This is a genomic window from Actinoplanes sp. TFC3, from assembly GCF_001553785.1.
Lineage (GTDB): Bacteria > Actinomycetota > Actinomycetes > Mycobacteriales > Micromonosporaceae > Actinoplanes.
Genome location: NZ_LOJP01000001.1, coordinates 5,297,428 through 5,316,718, shown reverse-complemented (window position 1 = coordinate 5,316,718; position 19,291 = coordinate 5,297,428). Strand labels below are relative to the sequence as shown.

Here is a 19,291-nt window from a genome sequence, read left to right as displayed (position 1 = left end):
GGGTATTCCTCGGCGAACGCGTGGTCTGATTACCGCCAGACCAGCTCCTGCTGGTGGACCACAGTGGGGACATGACAACGGATCTTGACGGCAAAGTGGCACTGGTGATCGGCGGGAGCCGGGGTATTGGCGCGGGTGTTGCGGCGGGTCTGGCTGAGGTGGGCGCTGATGTGGTGCTGACGTACCAGCACCGCGACGATCAGGCCGCGGCCGTGGTGAAGCAGATCGAAAGCTTTGGACGCCGCGGTCTGGCGGTGCAGGTGGACAGCGCCGACCCGCAGGCGGTGACCGCCACGGTCGACCGGGCGGTCGCCGAGTGGGGGCGGATTGACGTTCTGGTCAACAACGCGGCGGTGTTCTTCGTCGCCCCTGTGGAACAGCTCGGGCAGCAGGAGTTCGACCACATGATCGCCGTCAACGTGCGGGCACCATTTCTGGCCTCAAAGGCTGCTGCACGGCACATGGGGGAGGGCGGACGAATCATCACCATCGGAAGCAACATGGTGGAACGTACGGTGTTCCCCGGCTTCTCGCTGTACTCGATGAGCAAGACCGCCCTGGTAGGACTGACGAAGGGGCTCAGCCGGGACCTCGGCCCCCGCGGCATCACCGTGAACCTGGTGAACCCCGGCCCGATCGACACCGACATGAACCCGGCCGGCGGCCCAGCGGCGGCGACGATCAGCGGCTTCACCGCGCTGGGCCGTTACGGGACGCCGGCCGAGATCGCGATGGCAGTCACCTATCTCGCCGGGGACGGCGCCCGGTACGTCACCGGAGCCGTCATCAACGTCGACGGCGGCTTCTCGGTCTGACGGAAACGGGTCAGGCACGCATCACCGTGGCGATGGGGATGCCGGCTGCGCGCAGGGCCGGGATGAAACCGCCCAGCACGCCGGCGGCCAGGCCCGCGATGATTCCGGCGACGCCCGCGTCCCACGGGAACTGCACGTTCTGCAGGAAGGGAGTCTGGCTGCCCAGCAGCATCGAGGCCGCTTTGAGCCCAAGCGCGCTCACACCGATCGCCGCGGCGGCGGTGAGCAGGCCGGTCAGCAGCGTTTCGGCCAGCACGATGCCGGCCAGCAGCGCCCGGGGTGTGCCGACCGCCCGTCGCAGGGCGAACTCCTCGACGCGTTCGCCGACCGTGGCCAGCCCGACGTTGAGGATGCCGGCCACGCCGATCAGCAGCACCAGGCCGGCCATCGCCAGGAAGATCAGCCTGAGCATCTTGAGCTGGCTCTCCTGGTCCTTCTTGCTGTTGATCGTGGTGATCATCGGGCTGGCGTTGATGGCCTGCAGCTTCGAGACAAGCACCTGCTGCACCGGGTCGTTCGCGGGCATCAGGATCTGCACGTAACCGCCGACGGCGGGGTCGGCGAGCCCGGCCGGCGGGAGCCAGGCGGCTAGCTCGTCCATGCGGACGTAGGCGTGCGGGGCCGAGTCGCCGTCGTCCACCACGCCGATGAGCTGCGGGGTCATGTTGGTGGTGGCGCCGCGCAGCCGCATCTCGGCCGGCACGCGGTGCTCGGTGAAGCCCTTTGCCGCCTCGCGGTTGAGGACCAGGCGCGGGGCCAGGGCCGGGACCGTGGAGAAGTCCAGCCAGTTGCCCGACTGGGGGCGGAACGGCCGGAATTGCCGTACGTCGCTGGTCAGCGCGGTCAGCTGCAGCTCGATGGCCTGCCCGGGTGGTTCGTTGCTGACCGTGCAGGTGCCGTCGGGGGTGCAGACCTGGGTGGGACCCCAGTTCTGGTCGAACGGCGAGCCGCCCGGGTTGATCGCCTGGACGCCGGGCTCGCCGATGATCGCCGACAGGGCGACGGTGCCGGTGGCCTGCGGACGCTTCTTGAGGGTGTCGAGCACGACGGCTGCCGACTCCGGTGTGGAGTTGAAGTCCAGCACCGCGGTGCCGTCGATGCCCGAGGTCAGCTCGATGTCCGACAGCAAGGCCCGCTGGGCGACGCTGGCGCCGGTCTGCACCACGACCACGGCCAGCACGCCCAGGAACAGGCTGACCATGGACAGCAGGGTGCGCAGCTTGCGAGCCCGGATGCCCTGCACACCGATGATCAGGGCCGAGCGGAACCGGCCGGAAAAGCGCCTCACGAGGGCACCCGCGCGGTCAGCACGCCGTCGACCAGGTCGAGGGTGCGGTCCATCCGGGCGGCGTGGTCGCGGTCGTGGGTGACCAGGACCAGCGCGCAGCCGCGGGTGGTCGCGCCGAGCAGTGCCTCGATCACCGCGGTGCCGGTCTCGGTGTCCAGCGCGCCGGTGGGTTCGTCGGCGAGCAGGATCCGCGGGTTGCGTACGAGCGCGCGGGCGATGGCCACCCGCTGCTGCTCGCCACCGGACATCCGGGCCGGGCGGTTCTTGGCCAGGTGCGCGATGCCGACCCGGTCGAGGGCCTCCAGCACCCGGGCGCGGCGGTCCCGGCGCGGCAGCCAGCCCTGCCCGTTCACCAGCGCCATCGACACGTTCTGGGCCGCCGTCAGATGCTTGAGCAGGAAGAAGCGTTGGAAGACGAACCCGAAGTGCGAGCTGCGCAGCTTGGCCGCCTTGCGCTCGGGCAGCCGGGTGATGTCCTGACCGGCCAGCAGGTAGCGGCCCTCGTCGGGGCGGTCGAACAGCCCGAGGATGCTCAGCAGCGTGCTCTTGCCGGAGCCGGAGCGCCCGACGATCGCCATGCTGTGCCCCTCGTGCACCTGCAGGTCGACGCCGGACAGGATGGTCCGCGGCTCCTGCTGACCCTTGAGGATCTTGGTGATGCCGTCGAGCTCGATCAGCGCGCTCATCCGGTGGCCTCGCCGGCACCCTCGGGGGCGGCGGGCAGGTCGGGGCCGGGTACGGCGATGTCCTCCGAGCCGGTCAGCCCCTTCTTGATCTCGATGACCTTGCCGTCGGTCAGGCCCAGCGTGACGTCGACGGTCTTGCGCTCACGATCCGCGCCGACCACGTCGACCTTGCCGTGGCTCTTGGTGCCGGCGACCGCCTCGACCGGCAGCACCAGCACCTTCGAGGCCTTGTCGGTGACCACGTCGAGGGTGACCGAGGCGCCGTTGATCAGCGGCACCTCGTCCGGGGCGATGCACACCATCCGGATGCCGGTGGCGTCCGAACCCCCGGCCGGGGTGGGTTCGTCGGCGGCGGGCGGTGCCGCCGGTGCCGCCGGTGCCCCCGAGGCGCCCGGGGCCGGGGTGGTCGGGGCGGTGGTCGGCGGCGCCGGGATCGTACCCTCGGGCAGCGCCGCGATCGTGCCCAGCGGCTTGCACTTGAACGGCCCGGGACCGTTCTGGATCTGCCCCTGCACCGACTCGGGGTCGCCGGAGATCCGGTACGCCAGGTCGCTGCTGATGTCCGCGACGATCCCGTAACCGGCGTGCTTCGCCGAGATCACCGGCATGCCCTTGGCGACCTTGGCGTGATCGTCGAGCAGCCGGCCGGCGAGCGTGGACCCCTTGGGGATCTGCACCCGGTGCGCCTGGTCGTGCTCCCACACGGTGGCCACCCAGGTCAGCCGCTTCACCGGGGTCTTGGTGGGCTGGCGTTCGAGGTAGCGCAGCTCACCGCCGGCCGGGGCGACGATGCCGAACACCGGGTCGATCGTCACCTTGCCGGTCAGCGAGATCCGGTTGGTCAGATCCTGCTTGACCGGCTTGACGGTGGTGAACACCGTGCCGCGCGGATCGAGACCGGGCGTCTCGGCCTGGCTGGCGGCCGACGTGCACCCGGCCAGCAGTGCCGCGGCCGCCACCACGGCACCCGCTCGGAACAGCAACACTCGGTCTCCTCCATGGAGAGCAGGACGAGGTCCTCCCTTGTGGAAACAGGTGGAGAGCGGGAGGTAAAACGTCCCTTGTGGAAAGCTTGGGGGAAGCAGGAGGAGAGTACCGTGATCAGGCAAGCCCGGTGAGGGCCTGCTCAACAGGGGTGTCCCCGGCGAAGACCTCGAAGGTTACGCCGATGGTTGCGGGCGTGGTCAGCGTGGCGGCCAGCACCGCGGCCACGTCGTCGCGCGGGATCGGGCCGCGGTTGCCCAGCCGCGTGCTGGCGATGACCAGGCCGGTGCCGGGATCATCGGTCAGCGAGCCGGGCCGCACGATCGTGTAGTCCAGCCCGGTGCCGCGGACATAGTCGTCCGCCTCGGCCTTGGCCTGCAGATAGGCGCGCATGGAGTCACCGGCCGAATCGGGGCGGTCGGCGCCGATCGAGGAGATGAGAACGTACCGTCGCGCCCCGGTCTTGATCGCCGCATCGGCCAGCTTGACGGCACCACCCAGATCGACCGTCCGCTTGCGTGCGTCGCCACTGCCCGGTCCGGCACCCGCCGCGAACACCACGGCATCGGCGCCCTGCACCGGGGCTTCGAGCGATTCGTCGTTCTCCAGATCGCCGAGCACCGGCACCGCGCCGACGGCCCTCAGCTCATCGGCCTGCTCGGGCTTGCGGATCAGCCCGCGCGCGGTGTGTCCCTGATCGGTCAGCAGCTTCAGCAGGCGCAGCGCGATCTTGCCGTGCCCGCCCGCAACAAGAATGTCCATGTCCTCATCCTTCTCCGCTTGGCGGCGCAAGGAACGCGACATCGCTCACGTCCGCGACCACTTCGGTGAAGTCGGTCCCGTAGGCCTCCGGCTCCCGAACGCGCAAGACCAGGCAGAAGGCGCTACTCATCCCGTACGTCCGAAGCAGCGCCGCATGCTCCTTCGCCAGATACCGGGCGGCAGCCAGGTTGCCCTCGGAACTCAGTCCGCCCAGGTAGAACACCGGCCGACCACCCACCGGCGCGAAGAACCGGGTGAGGATGGCATAGCGGTTCTCGGCGTCGTTGGCGTAGTCGACACCACCCACACTCAGATTGCGGCCCGCGTAGGTGACGCCGCGCAGCGCGGTGCGCAGATGCACCACCGCGCGCGGGTTGGTAGCCGGCCCACCCACGCAGAACTCGCTGACCCGGCCCAACTCCTCGCGCAGATCGGCGCCTCCGACGAGATCTGCCCGGCCGCCGCACTCGCGGACCACGGTGGCCAGCTCGACCAGCGCCGACACGTCACGCCGGTGCACGCTGTGCTCGCTCGGGGAGGAGAAATGCCGCCCGGTCACCAGCAGGCTCGACCCGTTGGCGGTCAGGCCGAAAAACCCCCGCTTCTGCTCCAGATGGCGCCGGCGCAGGCCGAACTGGGCGAGCCAGACCGCTGTTCCCGCGATGATGCTGGCCAGCAGGTTGATCAGCAGGTCGCTCACGCTGACTCTCGGACGACGAGGGTGGGCTGGAACGTCACCGAGCGCGGTAACCGCCCCGGCGAGTTGATCTGGGCGAGCAGCATCTCGGCCATCTCCGCGGCCATCTCCTCGACCGGCTGGCGGATCGTGGTCAGCAGCGGGCGGCACTCCAGGGCGGCGCCGCTGTCGTCGAAGCCCACCACCGCGAGATCCCCCGGCACCCGGCGACCGAGATCCTGCACCGCACCCAACGCCCCCTCGGCCATCAGGTCGTTACCCACGAACAGACCATCGAGATCCGGGTACGACCCCAGCAGCCGCCGCGCCCCTTCCTCCCCGCCGTGCCGGGTGAAGTCGCCCTCCACCATCGGCACCTCGGCGAACCCACGCTCGGCCAGGTACGACCGGAAGCCCTCGAGCCGGTCCTGCCCCGACGGAATGTCGAGCGGCCCGCTGATCGTGGCCAGCCGCTGGCAGCCCCGGGCCAGCAGGTGCTCGGCGGCGAGCCGGGCGCCGAGGCGCTGATCGACGTCGACGAAGCTGGTGGCCAGCGGCACCGCCGGGCGCGCCGACACCACCGCCGGGATGCCGAGGTCGTGCACCTGGCGGGGCAGCGGATCCTGCTCGTGGCTGCTGATCAGCAGCACCCCGTCGACGTGGCCCTGGCGCAGGTAGCGCAGCACGTGGTGATGGTCGGCCGAGTCGGTCGGGATGATCACCAGGTGGATGTCGTGCGGGCGCAGCGCCCCGGTGGCCCCGGCGGTGATCCGGCCGAAGTAGGGGTCGGTGAAGATCCGGTTGAGAAACGACGAGTCGTGCGGGCGGTCCGGCTCGGAGATCACCAGCGCCACCGAGTTCGACTTGCGGGTGACCAGCGAGCGGGCGGCGACATTGGGGACGTAACCGGTTGCGGCGATGGCCCGCTGGACCATCTCGCGGATCTTCGCGTCGACGGTGGGCGCGCCGTTTATCACCCGCGAGACCGTGGCCCGGGACACGCCGGCGGCCTCGGCGACCTGATCCATCGTCGGGTGCTGGCCCCCGCGGCCGCCGCGGCTGCTCATGGGAACTGTTATAGCAGCGTCACGGACTCCCCAGCCGCCGGAGCGGCCCGCCCCGGCGGCTGAGGAGGTCATTACGGACGGCCGTTCGTGCCGCACTTGACGATGACGCGGATGCAATCGGTGACCCGGCGGGCCATCTCATCGGCCGGCCACGCGTTGAAGAAGTCGCCGTGCATCGTGTACCCGGCGCCCGAGGCGAGCCGGAAGCCGGCCGGGTTGCCGTTGACCGGGTAACGCATGACCTGGCGCAGCTTCGGCACGACCACCGGGTGGCTGGCCGGGCACGCGTTGCCCACCGGGTACGCCATGTGGCTCTTGTGATCGGCAGAGTCCAGGTTCACCCCGTCCCAGCAGTGCGGGAAGTCGAGGTAGGACTCCAGCATCGACCCGGGCGGGCAGGTGACGAAGTCGTGCGACGGGTTGACCTCCCCGGCGCCCAGGCACGACCAGCGCGAGATCGTGTTGTCCTGCGGCCCGGTGGCCTTGGCGTTGCCGGCCACGATGCGCAGGCCCACCGGGAACGGCTGGGTCTGGGCGATCAGCTGGTCGCTCACGCCCTCGCCGAGGTAGTAGAACACCCCGGTGGTGGGTTCGACCGGCACATTGTTGTTGTAGAACGTCGGAATCCAGTACGCCGACTTGTCGATCGACGGGTTGCAGTTGCTGTTGGCGTTGATCAGGTCGGTGACCGTGGTGCTGGCCTTGGTTGTCTCGCTGCCGAAGAAGCTGTGCATGTGCGAGGCACCCGGCATGTTCGGGAAGATGATCGGGTCGTCGGGCAGCCGGTGACTTGCCGGGCAGTCGGCCAGGAATTCCGCCACGCGAACGGCTCCGGGCGGGATTGCGGGGGGAGTCGTGGGCGCGCCGCCTTGGCCGTACACCTCGAATTCAGCCAGCGAGACCCCCCACTGCGTGGCACGTGCCGTCGATTCCATCCGGACGTAGCGTCCGGACCCCGAGACCGCGACCGTCTGACGGCCGGTCGCGCCGGTGAGGTTGCTCCTGAGGGTGGTCCAGGAGGTGCCGTTCGAAGAGATCTTGATGCTGTACGTCCGCGAGTACGCGGTTTCCCAATCGAGTACGACCGACGAGACGGTGGCCGCGGCCCCGAGATCGATCTGCAGCCACTGCGGGTCGGCGAAGGCGCTGGACCAGCGGGTGCCGGCGTTGCCGTCGACGGCGTTGGCAGCCGGGAAAGCAGCCGATTCGGTGGACGACGCGGTGGCCGCCTTGCCGGTGGAGATGATGCCGTCGGCGGCGTTGGCGCTGGTCGGGGTCAAACCGAGGAAGATGATCAGGATGGCGGCGAGGGTGACGCTCTTTCTGCGCATCGGCTCTCCTAGGTTGGTGCGCCGGAGCAGGGATGGGGGCCCTGCTCCGGCGAGGTGGATGCGGTCGTCAGGTCAGCGGCAGGGGCCGGCGGGCCGGCTCACTGGTAGACGCGGACGTAGTCGACGAGCATCCGGGAGGGGAACGGGGTGGAAGCGTCGATCGGGCCGGGGAAGTCGCCGCCGACCGCGAGGTTGAGGATGATGTAGAACGGGTGGTCGAAGATCCACGGGCCGCGGGTCGCCTCGACAGTGGCCTTGCTGGCGTAGAAGACCTGCTGACCGTCGAGCAGGAACTTGATGCCCTTGCTGTCCCACTCGGCCGCCCAGACGTGGAAGTCCTGCGACAGGTCCACGGTGGCGTACTTCTGGCCGTACCCTCCGGCGCCGTTGTATTGCGGGGCGTGCAGCGTGGAGTAGGCCTCGCTGGTGTTGCGCCCCAGGACCTCCATGATGTCGACCTCGCCGTTGTACGGCCACGGGCGCCCCGCCAGGAAGTCCGAGCCCATCATCCAGAACGCCGGCCACAGCCCGTTGCCCTTGGGCACCTTGATGCGGGCCTCGACCCGGCCGTACTGGAAGCTGAACTTGTTGCTGGTGTTCATCCGCGCCGAGGTGTAGTCGCGCCCGTTCGAGGCTTCCTTGCGCGCCTCGATCACCAGCTGACCCTGCCCGTTCATCTGCGCGTTGTTGCTGTTCTCGGTGTAGTACTGCACCTCGCCGTTCTGCGGCACCCCCGGGTCGTACGTCCACTTCGCGGTGCTCGGCTTGGTGCCGGCCGGGTCGTTGAACTCGTCCTGGAAGACCAGCCGGGTGGCCGGGAACGTGGGATCGGCGGGCTTGGCGGGCGGGGTGTTCGGGGCGCCGCCGGTGCCGTAGACGTTGAAGTCGTACAGCGAGTAGCCGTACGGGCCGACGCGCGCGGTGCCGTACAGGCGCACGTAACGCCCGGTGCCGCTGACGTTCAGGACCTCCTTGAAGCCCCGCCCGGTCGTGGTCGAGTAGATATCGGTCCAGGTGGAGGCGTTCGGCGAAACCTGAATCTTGTACGCGGTCGCATACGCCGGGTCCCATTGCAGCTCGACGCGGCTGATCTGCGCGGTGGCCCCCAGGTCGACGTAGATCCAGCCCGGGTCGACCCAGCCGGTGGTCGAGCTGGTGGCCCAGCGCGTGGCCGGGTCGAGGTCAAACGCCTTGTTCGCCGTACACGGGTTGCAGTTGACGTCGTTCTGCTCACTCGAAGCGAACGCGGGCTTGTTGTAGGAGAGCAGCGTGGCACCACCGGCCGGGGGAGGCGTGGTGGGACCGCCGGCGCCGTCGGCGTACACCTGGAATTCCCACAGCGAGTAGCCATAGAGCGTGAGCGCGCGTTCGGTCAGATTGAGCCGCACGTAGCGCGCGTTGCCTGTGACCGTGATGTTCTGCGCGCCGGCGTTGCCCTTGAGCGTGCCGGTGGCGTTGGTGAACGTGCTGCCGTTCGTGGACAGCTGCACGGTGAAGGCGTTGGCGAACGCGTTCTCCCAGTTCAGGTTGACGCGGGTGATCGCCATGGTGGAGCCCAGGTCCACCTGCAGCCACTGCGGGGAGGCGGAGAACGCGCTCGACCAGCGGGTGCCGGCGTTGCCGTCGGTGGCGGCGGAGGCGGGGGTACCCTCCCATTCCGCCGACGAGGCAGTTGTCGGCTTGCCCTGCGACACGATGGTCTCGGCGGCCGAGGCGCTGCCCGTGGTGGCCACGAAGTACGCGCCGAGCAGGGCGATCAGGGCTGCGCCGAGGGTGGTGAGGCGGAGCTTTCTGCGCGCCGTTGGTCCTGTTCTCGAATGGATCTTGCTGCCGGTTGTGTCAGCTCTGGTGCGGATCCTCATGGGTCCTCCTTGCGGGGAATCAAGAAGTGGGGGATGTGACGTTGGTGTTACAGAGCGCTTACAAGAGGGGAGAAAGCGCTCTTTGGTACGCCACTGTGAACTCCCCGTTGCATGGGTGTCAATGCCTGGTCACAGGTCGGGAAGCGCTTTCTCAGCAATGTTCCCGCCAGGTTTCACCGGGACGTGATGAAAGACCCGCAGGTCGCGCTGCTGTCGATCGGAGCCCGCCGGGCCGGGCACGTCGCCGCAATGTGCGAAGTTCCGGAACCCGAAGCCGCCCGCCGGGACGGTTCATTGACCATCAGCGATGGGGTCCCAGGCTCGACGAGACGGGGTCGCCATGTCCTCACGCTGTTCCACCGGCCATCGACGGCTCGGGAGGTCCGGCATACTGGAGACCGTGCACCAACCCCGCCTGGAAATCGAGTACTGCACCCAATGCCGCTGGCTGCTGCGCGCCGGCTGGACCGCTCAGGAGCTGCTGACCACGTTCCAGAAAGAGTTGGGCGAGGTGGCCCTGATCCCGGGCACGGGCGGCGTGTTCGACATCCGCCTCGACGGGGAGACGATCTGGTCGCGCAAGGAAAGCGGGCATCCGGAACTGGCGGAGCTCAAGCGGTTGGTGCGGGACCGGATCGCCCCGGAGCGCGGCCTGGGCCACTCGGATAAGCGCTGATCGGCGGGAGGGGCGGTTAGACTTCCGCCAGTGCTGGACCAATTGTGGAGATCTGTTGACCGAGCCTGAGTCCTTCCTCCCGCGATTCGCCGAGCGGCTGCGGGACGGCCGGTGCGTGCTGGTCATCGGCGACGGCGTTGCCCAGGCGGTCGGAGCGCCAACGCTGCGGGATGTGCTCATTGAGCACGGGTCGGCCCTGTTGCCCGCCGATCTTCAGCTGCGGCCCGGAACTATCAGCGCCATGCGACTGGTCGATCTTGACGCGTTGGCCGCGCTCGCGGTCGCCGAGTCGGGCAACGACCGGGTTTCGCGCGCCATTTATCAGACTCTTCACCGGCGCCGTGCCGATTACGTATCGCAACGGCCGCAGTGGCTGACGGATCTGGTCCGGCTGCCATTTGCCGCCATCATCAGCTTCGCCTGGGATGACTCCATCGAGCGATTGGTGGAACGCCCGCCCTGGATCATGCTGCCGGGCAAACCGCTCCCGCATCGATCCGTGCTGAGCGGTGATTCGACGATCATCATGAAACCGCTGGGCGATTATCAAAGTCCTCGTTCGCTTATGCCGTCGCTTGCGGAGTATGAAGGCCGCTATGGTCGCGACTCCGAATTCGGACAATTCTTGAGTTCAGCTCTGGCGACGAACAGTGCCTTTATCGTGGGCGTCAACGCGGGGACAGTAGCGGATCTCTTCGGCGGGGCTGAGGTCTCTTATGCCGACCATGCCCATTACGCACTGCTCGAAGACAGTTCGCCGATCGACATACGGTTACTGCGATCCAGATACAACGTGCGCGAGCCTCTCGCCGAGGAGGGTGGTACTTGGCGGACACGTCTGGTGAGTCTCCTTCGTGAGCTGCCCAGGCTGCGCACCGCGCGATCGCCAGCGCGGTCCCATCGTCGGCTTCGCCATCTGGAACTGCACAACATCGGCCCCTTCACATCATTGAAAGTGCCGATCTCCGATGAGTGGACGGTGCTGCTTGGCGACAACGGGGCTGGTAAGTCGACGCTGCTGAGAGCCATGGCGTTGGTGCTGTGCGGGCAGAGCGTCACCCCCGAGGAAGCCAACGACTTGCTGAGCGTCGGTAGCTCGTCCGGCTTGATCGAGCTCGTCATCGGGGACACCACATATCGCACCGAACTGGTCCGGGAACGCACCAGAGTGCGCGTCAAGGCAGCAACGCCGACGCCGGTGGAGGTCGGCGAGCTACTAGCGCTTGGCTTCCCGGCGGTTCGCGGAATTTCCAAGAAGGCGCCTCGGGGGCCACGTGAGGAGCGGGTGCTCGGCATCGGTCATCCCTCGGACCTTGAGGCTTTGCGGCGCGGGGACACTGACACCCGCCTCGACGATCTGCAGCAATGGCTGGTCAACCTTGCTGTCGTTGCGCAAGGCATAAGTCTGGGCGACTCGGAGGCCGCTCGCCGCCGGTTGGAGTCCGTCTTCGAATTGTGGCGCTCGTTGACGCCGGGGATGCCGATCCACTACGCCGGGCTGGACAGCGATTCGTGGGACGTCCTGGTGCGGTTCGGCGACTCGACGGTGCCGCTGCGGACGCTGAGCCAAGGCACCCTCTCGACCGTTTCGTGGGTCGGCACGGTGCTGCGCCGGCTCATCGATCGCTTCGATGAACCCGTTGAGAGACTTACTCAGCGGCACGCCCTGGTGATTGTCGATGAGCTGGATGCGCACCTGCATCCCGAGTGGCAACGCCTCATCGTCCCCACCCTGCGCCGGTTGCTGCCCGAGGTGCAGGTGATCGCAACGACGCACTCGCCGCTTATCGTCGGCGCTTTGAACGTCGGCGAGGTGCTGACGATTCACCGTGACGAGGCGGGTATGGGAAGCGTGCAGCCTTCGCAGGAATTGCGGGGATGGCGCGCCGATCAGATTCTGACCAGTCCCGCATTCGGGTTGGGTACGAGCCGGGACACTCGGGTCGAGCAGAACTTGGAGGACTACGAGAAGGCTCTCGCCGATCCGGCGGCAAGCCCGAGCCGCGTCGCCGAACTAGCCGAACAGCTTTCTCGTGACATCCCCCGCCACGAGGAAACCGCTACCCAGCGCCGGGCCGCTGAGCTGGTCGACGCAACCCTGCTCGGAGCCTTGCGCGGGCTGCCCGAGGATGCCCGTACCAACCTCATGCAGCAGGCCGACGAATATCTGCGTGAAGTCAACGGGGACGAAGGCTGATGCGGCGCGTGCCGTTCGATCCGGCGGCGCTGGAACCCGACGAGAAGGCCTGGTTCGATGACTGGGTTCGCCGGGCGCACGCGGCGACCGCCCGGGTCTGTGCCGACGCCGACCAGGGCACTGAACTTCGCTTCCGTCAAACGCTGTGGTCAGAACTCAAGTCGTGGCTGCTGGACCACGTGTTCCACGGCAAGTGCGCCTACTGCGAGACCAAGATGAGCGCTCAATCGTGGGGCGCGGCCGAGCATTACCGTCCCAAGAGCCGCATCTCCGTGCGAGACCTTGCCACAAAGAAGCTTGTTGCGCAGCAGAATCCCGGCGGCAGCACTTCCGGCTACTACTGGCTGGCGCACGACTGGCGCAACATCGTGCCGGCGTGCGATCGGTGCAACAGCGGCGATGCCAAACAAGACCAGTTCCCGATCCAGGGGACGCGGGTCTGGTCGCCGGCGCAGCTCAATGACCCGGCCGATACGGCCGAGCTGAACGGCGTGGAACAGCCGCTGCTGCTGCATCCCTGCATCGACGAACCCGCTGACCATCTGAGGTTCGGTGTTGCCGGGGCGATTGCTCCCAAGAACGACAGCGACCGCGGGCGAGAGACCATCGAGATCTGTCGTCTCAGCCGCGGGGCTCTGGCGGAGGAACGTCAAGCCGTGCAGGAACAGGTCCGATCCGCCGTGATGATGGCGTTTGTCGAGGCCGACCTGAAGCGGGTGCCGCTCAAGCAATGCCTGCAAGCGGTCCATGACAAATACGCCGAGGAAAAAGCCGAGTACTCGGCGGCGGGGAGGCAGGCGGTTGACGACACCGTTGCCGCTCTGCGCCGGCAGCTCAGCGACTTCGCTCAAGGCGCCCCTGAATGAGCCGGGATCCCAGGCCAAGCGGATTGCTGCTAGCCTCCCGCCCGTGCGCCGACTGACACTTCTCCTCACCGTTCTCACCGTGGTTGCTCTCAGCGGCTGTGGCCTGCTCAAGAAGGACAACCCCGAGGATGAGCTCGGCTTCAAGCTTGATGACGTCGCCGAGTTTTCCGTCTTCCTGCGGGACGACGTGACCGACGCTCAGCGGACTCAACTGCAGACTTCGTTGCAGGCTTTGCCCGAGGTCAGCTCGGTTCGGTATGAGAGCAAGGACGAGGCGTACCGCAAGTTCAAGGATCTCTGGGCCGACGATCCGGACTTCATCAAGAGCGTCAGCCCTGACGCGCTGCCGGAGTCTTTCCGGATCAAGCTTGCGAGCATGGCGAGGCTTCGGGAATTCAAGGGCGGTCAGGTCGAGACCGATCTCAAGGCGATCCCCGGCGTGCAGGAGGTTGTGTTCCCGATTTGCACTACGGTCGATGAATGCAAGCAGCAGAAGGCGACGATGTCACCGGCGCCGAAGTAGCCGAGCAGATCGACTATTGCCGGCGGCGTCTACGGCGAGGAAAAACATGGCGGTCAGGTGCCCAGAATCGGTGGCGGAACGACCATTCCCGATTCAGCACGTACGACAAAATGGTGCTGACCACGGTGGCGAACACCAGCGCGGTGACCGGCTTCTCGTGCAGCGCGGTCAGCTTCAGCGCATAGTTGACCGCCTCATGGCGCCTGCGGAACATCCGCGTGGGCCACATTCGCGCGAAGGTAGTGGACCAGCGCAACCGGCCGGCGGGTCACCCACGGCATGCTGGTCAGCGCCCACAACACCAGCGCCGAGATTCCCAGCACCAGCGCCGCCGCGCTGACCGCCATGTCGAGGCCCTGCGCGGCCACCAGCAGCGGCAGCAGCTTGACCGCGATTGAGCTGCCCAGCGCCCGGATCGACGCGCTGTAGGCCAGAGCCGTCGTCACCCCGTCGGCCGGGGCCTTCTCGGCCACCACCGCGTCCATGTCGCCTTCGAACGCGGTCTGGCTCAGCCCGGCGAAGAATTGCGCGACTACCACACTGATCGCGTGGTAGGGCGCGGCGATCCAGCCCACCAGCATGCCCAGCCCCCAGAGCGACCAGCGCAGCGTGGCCGGCAACTGCATGCGCCGGATGGCCTCGACCGCGGCGGTGGCCAGCAGGCAGCCCACGCTGAACGCCACAGCGGCCCCGGCTACCCAGTGCCGCCCGTGCAGTTCGGTGGTCAGCGGGACGGCGAGCAGCGTCGGACCGGAGGCGAGCAGCATGATCCCGCCGCCCGCGATGAGAAAGTGCGGCGAGATGGCCAGGCGCCGGCGCTCTCGGACCACAACCCTCACCGGCGCCAAGCGGCGAGCCCGCCGGGCGCTGAGGAACGTCGGCACCAGCGAACCCGCATACAGCACGAAGATCGCCGTCAGGAAGAAGCCGGTGGGATAGCCGTCCGGACCGACCGGCAGCAGCGCGCCTACCCCCGTACCGGCAGCTTCGACCGCAGCAATCGCCAGCGCATAGCGCGTCATCGAACGGTGACCGGCATCGACGGCCGCGACCTCCGCGCGCATGGCCGCGAAACCCACCCAGGCCGCCACGTGCATGACCACAATCAGGATCGCGATGAGGTACGACGGCAGCCCGCCGATCAGCCCGGCCAGCGCCACCACCCGCAGCACCATCTCGGTCCCCGCCGCACCGCGCAACAAGCTGCGGCCCGGCAGACGCCGGGCCAGCCAGCCGGTAGCGGGGGCCGAGAGCACTACGCCCAGCAGCATCGCCGCGTTGTACAGCGCCGCCTCGGCCAGCCCACCGCGCGACACCGCGAGCAGCACCAGCACGGTCCAGCCGAGCGACATGCCGAACGAGTCGGCGACCCCGGCGGTGAGCAGTTCGCGCAGCCGGCCGGCCCGGCGCACGCCGATGGGACCGACGCGGCGGTGGGCGCCGCGGCGGGTCATAGCTGCCAGGGAGGGTTGCCTACGAACAGCGGGGTGGGCGGTGGGAACCCGTTGAACGCCGAAGCGTAGCTCAGCGTGTACGCCCCGGCCGACCCGATGTACAGGGTGTCGCCGACGTCGATGGTGGCCGGCAGCGACAGCCCGTAGAACATCGTGTCGGAGCTGTCGCAGCTGGGCCCGGTGACGGTGAACGGCAGCCGCGGCGCGTCGGCGGGCCCGTCGGCGGTGGAGCGGACCGGGAAGTCCCAGCCGGTCGGTAGCTGGATGGTCTCCATCATCCCGTGGTACGCGCTGACGTCGACGAACAGCCAGTTCTCCCCGCCGCGCACCTCGCGGCCGATGACCCCGGCGGCCATCACGGCGGGCTCGGCAACCAGGTGCCGGCCCGGCTCGGCGGCCAGCAGGCCCGGCCGGTACGGCAGCACGTCGTCAACCGCGGCGGTGACCACGGCGCCGATCTCCTCGATCGAGGGGACGCCGGTGGCGTAGCGGGCCGGGAAGCCGCCGCCGATGTCGAGCATCTCCAGCCGGATGCCCTCGTCGAGCAGGCTGGACATGATTTTGCCGGAGGCGTCGATGGCCTGGCGCCACGCGTCGGCGTTGGCGCACTGCGAACCGACGTGAAAGGTGATCCCGTACGGCCGCAGCCCCAACCGTCGCGCCAGCACCAGCAGATCGCGTCCCTCGTGCAGCTCCGCGCCGAACTTTCGCGACAACGGGAACGAGCTCTCGCTGTCGTCCACGTGCAGCCGCAGGTACACCGCGCTGCCCGGGGCGTGCTCGGCGAGCTTGCGCAACTCGTTGGGCGAGTCGAAGCTGAAGCGCCACAGTCCGGCGGCGTACGCGGCGGCGATGTGGGCCGGCGGCTTGACCGGGTTGCTGTACAGCACGTCCGCCGGGGTCACGCCGAGGCGTTCGAGCTGGTGCAACTCGCCGAGGGAAGCGACTTCGAAACTCGCGTTCTGGTCTCGTACCGTCATCAGGATTTCGGCACTGGGGTTGCATTTCATCGCGTAGAACGTCTGGAAACCCGGCAGGGCCCCGGTGAACGCGCTCAGCCGCCCGGCGACCGTGTCCAGATCGGTGACCAGGTACGGCGTCGGCAGGTCGATCACCTCGAGGCAGTCCGGCGCGAGGGCGGCGGGCCAGGACCCGGGCAGCTCGGCGCGCGTGCCGGTCAGGGCGGAGGTCATCGCTTCTCCAACATTTCGGGGGACGAGTCGAGCAGCAGCTGACCGGCCGTGGCGGCGGGCACCGGGCGGGAGAAGTAGAAGCCCTGGGCGAACGTGCATCCCATTGTCCGCAGCGCGGCGAGCTGGCCGTACTCCTCGATGCCTTCGGCCACGGTGGACATGCCGAGGCTCTGGCCCAGCTGCACGATGGTGCTGGCCAGCGCGGTGGCGTCGGTCTGCTCGCCGAGCCGCTCCACGAACGAGCGGTCGATCTTGAGCGTATCGACCGGGAACCGGCGCAGGTAGGCCAGTGACGAGTAACCGGTGCCGAAGTCGTCGATGGCAAGTGTGACCCCGAGCGCCTTGAGCTTGAGGAGCTGCGCGAGGTTCTCCTCGGTGTCGGTCATCAGCACGCTCTCGGTCATCTCCAGGCACAGCCGGTCGGCCGGCATCCCGGTGCGCTGCAGCACGTCGAGCACCTCGGCGGCCAGGTCGGTACGGTCGAACTGGCGCACCGACACGTTGACGGCCATCTTCACCGGCGGCTGACCGGTCTGCGCGGCCCAGTCCATGGCCTGCCGGCACGCCTCTTCGAGTACCCAGCGGCCCAGCGGCACGATCATGCCGGTCGCCTCGGCCAGCGGGATGAAGCTCATCGGCGAGATCAGGCCCCGGGTGAGGTGGCGCCAGCGGACCAGCGCCTCGAAGCCGATCACCCGGCTGTCGGTCATGTCGATGGTCGGCTGGTAGTGCAGTTCCAGCTCGCCGCGATCCAGGGCCAGCCGCAGGTCGGCCTCCAGCTCGAGCCGCTCGACCAGGCCGGAGAGCATCTGCGGGTCGTACGCCGCGTAGTCGCTGCCGCCGGTGGCCTTCGCCTTGTACATGGCCAGGTCGGCGTTGCGCATCAACTGCTCGGCATCGTCGCCGCGGGCCCCGGCGCCCTCGCCGAGCGAGCTGTGGGCCGCAAGTCCGACGCTTCCTCGTACGTGCAGATCCCGCTCTTCGATCCGGAACGGCTCATGCAGACCGTGCACGATCCGGCGCGCCACGTTCTCCGCGTCGTCGGTTTCCCGCGGCGAGCAGATCAGCACGGCAAATTCGTCACCGCCGAAGCGGGCCACCACATCACCGTCGCGCACCGACTGGGTCAGCCGGTCCGCGACCTGAACCAGCAGCATGTCGCCGGCCAGGTGCCCGAGGCTGTCGTTGACCTCCTTGAACCCGTCCAGGTCCAGGAACAGCACGGAGACCTCGTCGTCGCCGGTGCGCTGGGCCAGCGCCTCGGCAACCTTCTCGCGGAACAGCGCCCGGTTGGCCAGCTGGGTCAGCGCGTCGTGGTACGCCTCGTGGACCAGTTGTTCCTGCAGTTCCTTGCGCTCGCTGATGTCGCGGGTGTTGAGCACCAGGCCGCCCACGTTGGGGTCGGCCAGCAGGTTGGTGATGGTGATCTCGGCCTGACGCAGCCGGCGATCGCGGTGGCGCACGGTCACTTCCAGAACCGTTGTGGCATAGGGCCGTACGCTCACCGAGCGCAACGCGTCGGCCAGCCGCCCGGCCGCCTCGGCGGTGATGACGCTGGTCAGCCTGCGCCCGGTGAGCACCTGCGCCGGGTAGCCGAACACGCGCTGCACGGACTCGCTCTGGTACAGCACCTCGCTGTCGACCCCGACCACGGTGACCACATCGGAGCTGTGCTGCACCAGGGCGTGGAAGCGCTGCTCGCTGGCGAACAGCTCGGCGGTGCGGCTGGCCACGCGGGCCTCCAGGTCGCGGGTCAGCCCCCGGTTCTCCAGCAGGGTGAGCAGTTGCCGGCCCACGATGAGCAGGATCAGCGCCGAGCGCGAGTACGCCACGAACGCGCTGCTCTGGCCGGTCTGGGCGTACCAGACCACGCTGGTGGCCAGGGCGGCGAGCACTGCCACGTACGGCAGCAGCACCCCGATCGGCTGGCTGCCCGTCTCTTCCGCCTGGTCCTGCTCCGAGGCGTCCTGCACCGGGCGGGTCGCGGCGAGCAGGATGAGGCAGAAGCCCGCGAACCAGCCGATGTCGGTGACCCCGCCGGAGCGGTAGGCGCCGATCAGGTTGAGGTAGGCGTAGCAGATGTCGGAGACGGCGAACGCCACGATGCCCGCACCCACGAACGCGAGGTGGGCCAGCGACCGCCCGCGCCGGCGCTGCAACGCCAGCATGTAGATCACGATGGTAACGATGACGACGTCGCCCAGCGGGTAGGCCAGGCTGACGTAGAGCGCCAGCGCGCTGTCGCCGCCCGCCTCGATCAGCGGTTCGACGACGAAGATCCAGGCCATCAGCATCAGCGACGCGGCAACCATCAGCCCGTCCAGCACGCTGCGTGCCCGGTTGGCCAGGGTCTGCGCGGCCACCGGCAGCATCAGCAGCCCGGCCGGGGTCAGCAGCACCATGCCCAGGTAGCCGATGTCGGCCTGCGAGGGCAGCGGGATCGAGCCGGTGAAGGTTTCCAGCGCCACGCCGGTGACCTGCCCGAGACCCCAGGACAGCACGCCGAGACCGATGAGCCCCCAGGTGGCCCGCATCCGGCCGCGCAAGGTGGCCGCGCGCACCAGGCAGGCGATCGCCGCGGTGAGCGCGCCCGCGCACAGCCCGAGGTTGGAGATCGTCTTGGACACGTCGGGCCCGCCCAGGCCGAGGCTCAGCACCAGGCCGAAGCCGGCGACCAGCACGGCGACGACCAGGCCCAGGGTCGCCCAGCGGCGCAGACCGCGTGGCGTACGCCGGACGGCCGCGAGCGGCGGTCCGGGGTGGCTGCCATCGGCGCTCTTCTCAGGGCGGGGGCGGGGCTTGCAACCGCCGCAATCGGACCGGGGCCATCCCATCTGAGGGCTTCGGGCTGTGAGCCACTGCGAAGCCGGGTGCAAAGGGGGAGCAGCCGCTGTCATTGACATGCGTCACA

At 68.6% G+C, this 19,291-nt stretch carries 17 protein-coding genes; 5 read left to right on the top strand and 12 right to left on the bottom strand.

The features are described 5' to 3' along the window. The first annotated feature begins 71 nt into the window (after positions 1–71). Positions 72–815, top strand: coding sequence for an SDR family NAD(P)-dependent oxidoreductase (locus TFC3_RS23865; RefSeq protein ID WP_067503998.1), 744 nt, complete (start codon positions 72–74; stop codon positions 813–815). A gap of 10 nt (positions 816–825) precedes the next feature. Here the strand turns inward: TFC3_RS23865 and TFC3_RS23860 are convergent, their stop codons facing one another. The 8 genes from TFC3_RS23860 to TFC3_RS23825 all read right to left on the bottom strand — a co-directional run bounded on the left by TFC3_RS23860 (position 826) and on the right by TFC3_RS23825 (position 9,471). Beyond that, positions 826–2,103 (bottom strand): ABC transporter permease, encoded by a 1,278-nt coding sequence (locus TFC3_RS23860; RefSeq protein WP_067503996.1) that lies wholly within the window; start codon positions 2,101–2,103, stop codon positions 826–828. Continuing rightward, positions 2,100–2,789, bottom strand: a complete 690-nt coding sequence (locus tag TFC3_RS23855; protein ID WP_082772260.1) for an ABC transporter ATP-binding protein — start codon at positions 2,787–2,789, stop codon at positions 2,100–2,102. Before TFC3_RS23855 ends, TFC3_RS23860 begins: the two co-directional genes overlap by 4 nt. Then, positions 2,786–3,775 (bottom strand): efflux RND transporter periplasmic adaptor subunit, encoded by a 990-nt coding sequence (locus tag TFC3_RS23850; protein ID WP_236718279.1) that lies wholly within the window; start codon positions 3,773–3,775, stop codon positions 2,786–2,788. The genes TFC3_RS23855 and TFC3_RS23850 overlap by 4 nt, the downstream gene beginning before the upstream one ends. 115 nt (positions 3,776–3,890) lie before the next feature. Further along, on the bottom strand, positions 3,891–4,535 hold the full coding sequence (locus tag TFC3_RS23845; protein WP_067503993.1) for an SDR family oxidoreductase: 645 nt from the start codon (positions 4,533–4,535) through the stop codon (positions 3,891–3,893). A 4-nt stretch (positions 4,536–4,539) separates the two neighbouring features. After that, entirely contained in the window at positions 4,540–5,235 is a 696-nt protein-coding gene (locus TFC3_RS23840; RefSeq protein ID WP_067503990.1) for a hypothetical protein, read from the bottom strand. Beyond that, positions 5,232–6,278: a LacI family DNA-binding transcriptional regulator gene (locus TFC3_RS23835; protein WP_067503987.1), complete on the bottom strand. Its 1,047-nt coding sequence runs from the start codon at positions 6,276–6,278 to the stop codon at positions 5,232–5,234. Before TFC3_RS23835 ends, TFC3_RS23840 begins: the two co-directional genes overlap by 4 nt. Positions 6,279–6,349: 71 nt before the next feature. Beyond that, entirely contained in the window at positions 6,350–7,609 is a 1,260-nt protein-coding gene (locus TFC3_RS23830) for a DUF1996 domain-containing protein (RefSeq protein ID WP_082772259.1), read from the bottom strand. A gap of 98 nt (positions 7,610–7,707) precedes the next feature. Then, the gene (locus tag TFC3_RS23825; protein ID WP_236718278.1) at positions 7,708–9,471 is read right to left on the bottom strand and encodes a discoidin domain-containing protein; all 1,764 of its coding nucleotides are present in this window, start codon (positions 9,469–9,471) and stop codon (positions 7,708–7,710) included. Positions 9,472–9,871: 400 nt separating this feature from the next. Between TFC3_RS23825 and TFC3_RS23820 the strand changes: the two genes are divergently transcribed. From TFC3_RS23820 to TFC3_RS23805, 4 genes are read left to right on the top strand one after another with little or no spacing between them, the layout of a single operon-like run. Further along, positions 9,872–10,147: a SelT/SelW/SelH family protein gene (locus TFC3_RS23820; protein WP_067503985.1), complete on the top strand. Its 276-nt coding sequence runs from the start codon at positions 9,872–9,874 to the stop codon at positions 10,145–10,147. Positions 10,148–10,202: 55 nt separating this feature from the next. Further along, positions 10,203–12,344: an AAA family ATPase gene (locus TFC3_RS23815; protein ID WP_067503982.1), complete on the top strand. Its 2,142-nt coding sequence runs from the start codon at positions 10,203–10,205 to the stop codon at positions 12,342–12,344. After that, positions 12,344–13,210, top strand: coding sequence for a hypothetical protein (locus TFC3_RS23810; RefSeq protein WP_067503979.1), 867 nt, complete (start codon positions 12,344–12,346; stop codon positions 13,208–13,210). The genes TFC3_RS23815 and TFC3_RS23810 overlap by 1 nt, the downstream gene beginning before the upstream one ends. Positions 13,211–13,253: 43 nt before the next feature. After that, positions 13,254–13,733, top strand: coding sequence for a permease-like cell division protein FtsX (locus TFC3_RS23805; protein WP_067503976.1), 480 nt, complete (start codon positions 13,254–13,256; stop codon positions 13,731–13,733). A gap of 13 nt (positions 13,734–13,746) precedes the next feature. On the opposite strand, the gene TFC3_RS23800 is transcribed toward TFC3_RS23805, so the two are convergent. The 4 genes from TFC3_RS23800 to TFC3_RS23785 are packed head-to-tail and all read right to left on the bottom strand — an operon-like array spanning position 13,747 to position 19,214. Continuing rightward, complete coding sequence (locus TFC3_RS23800) at positions 13,747–13,947, bottom strand: GtrA family protein (RefSeq protein WP_067503974.1); 201 nt, start codon at positions 13,945–13,947, stop codon at positions 13,747–13,749. Then, on the bottom strand, positions 13,928–15,187 hold the full coding sequence (locus TFC3_RS23795; protein WP_067503969.1) for a hypothetical protein: 1,260 nt from the start codon (positions 15,185–15,187) through the stop codon (positions 13,928–13,930). Before TFC3_RS23795 ends, TFC3_RS23800 begins: the two co-directional genes overlap by 20 nt. Further along, entirely contained in the window at positions 15,184–16,380 is a 1,197-nt protein-coding gene (locus TFC3_RS23790) for a type III PLP-dependent enzyme (RefSeq protein WP_067503966.1), read from the bottom strand. The genes TFC3_RS23795 and TFC3_RS23790 overlap by 4 nt, the downstream gene beginning before the upstream one ends. Next, positions 16,377–19,214, bottom strand: a complete 2,838-nt coding sequence (locus TFC3_RS23785; protein WP_082772257.1) for a bifunctional diguanylate cyclase/phosphodiesterase — start codon at positions 19,212–19,214, stop codon at positions 16,377–16,379. The genes TFC3_RS23790 and TFC3_RS23785 overlap by 4 nt, the downstream gene beginning before the upstream one ends. Positions 19,215–19,291 lie beyond the last annotated feature (77 nt).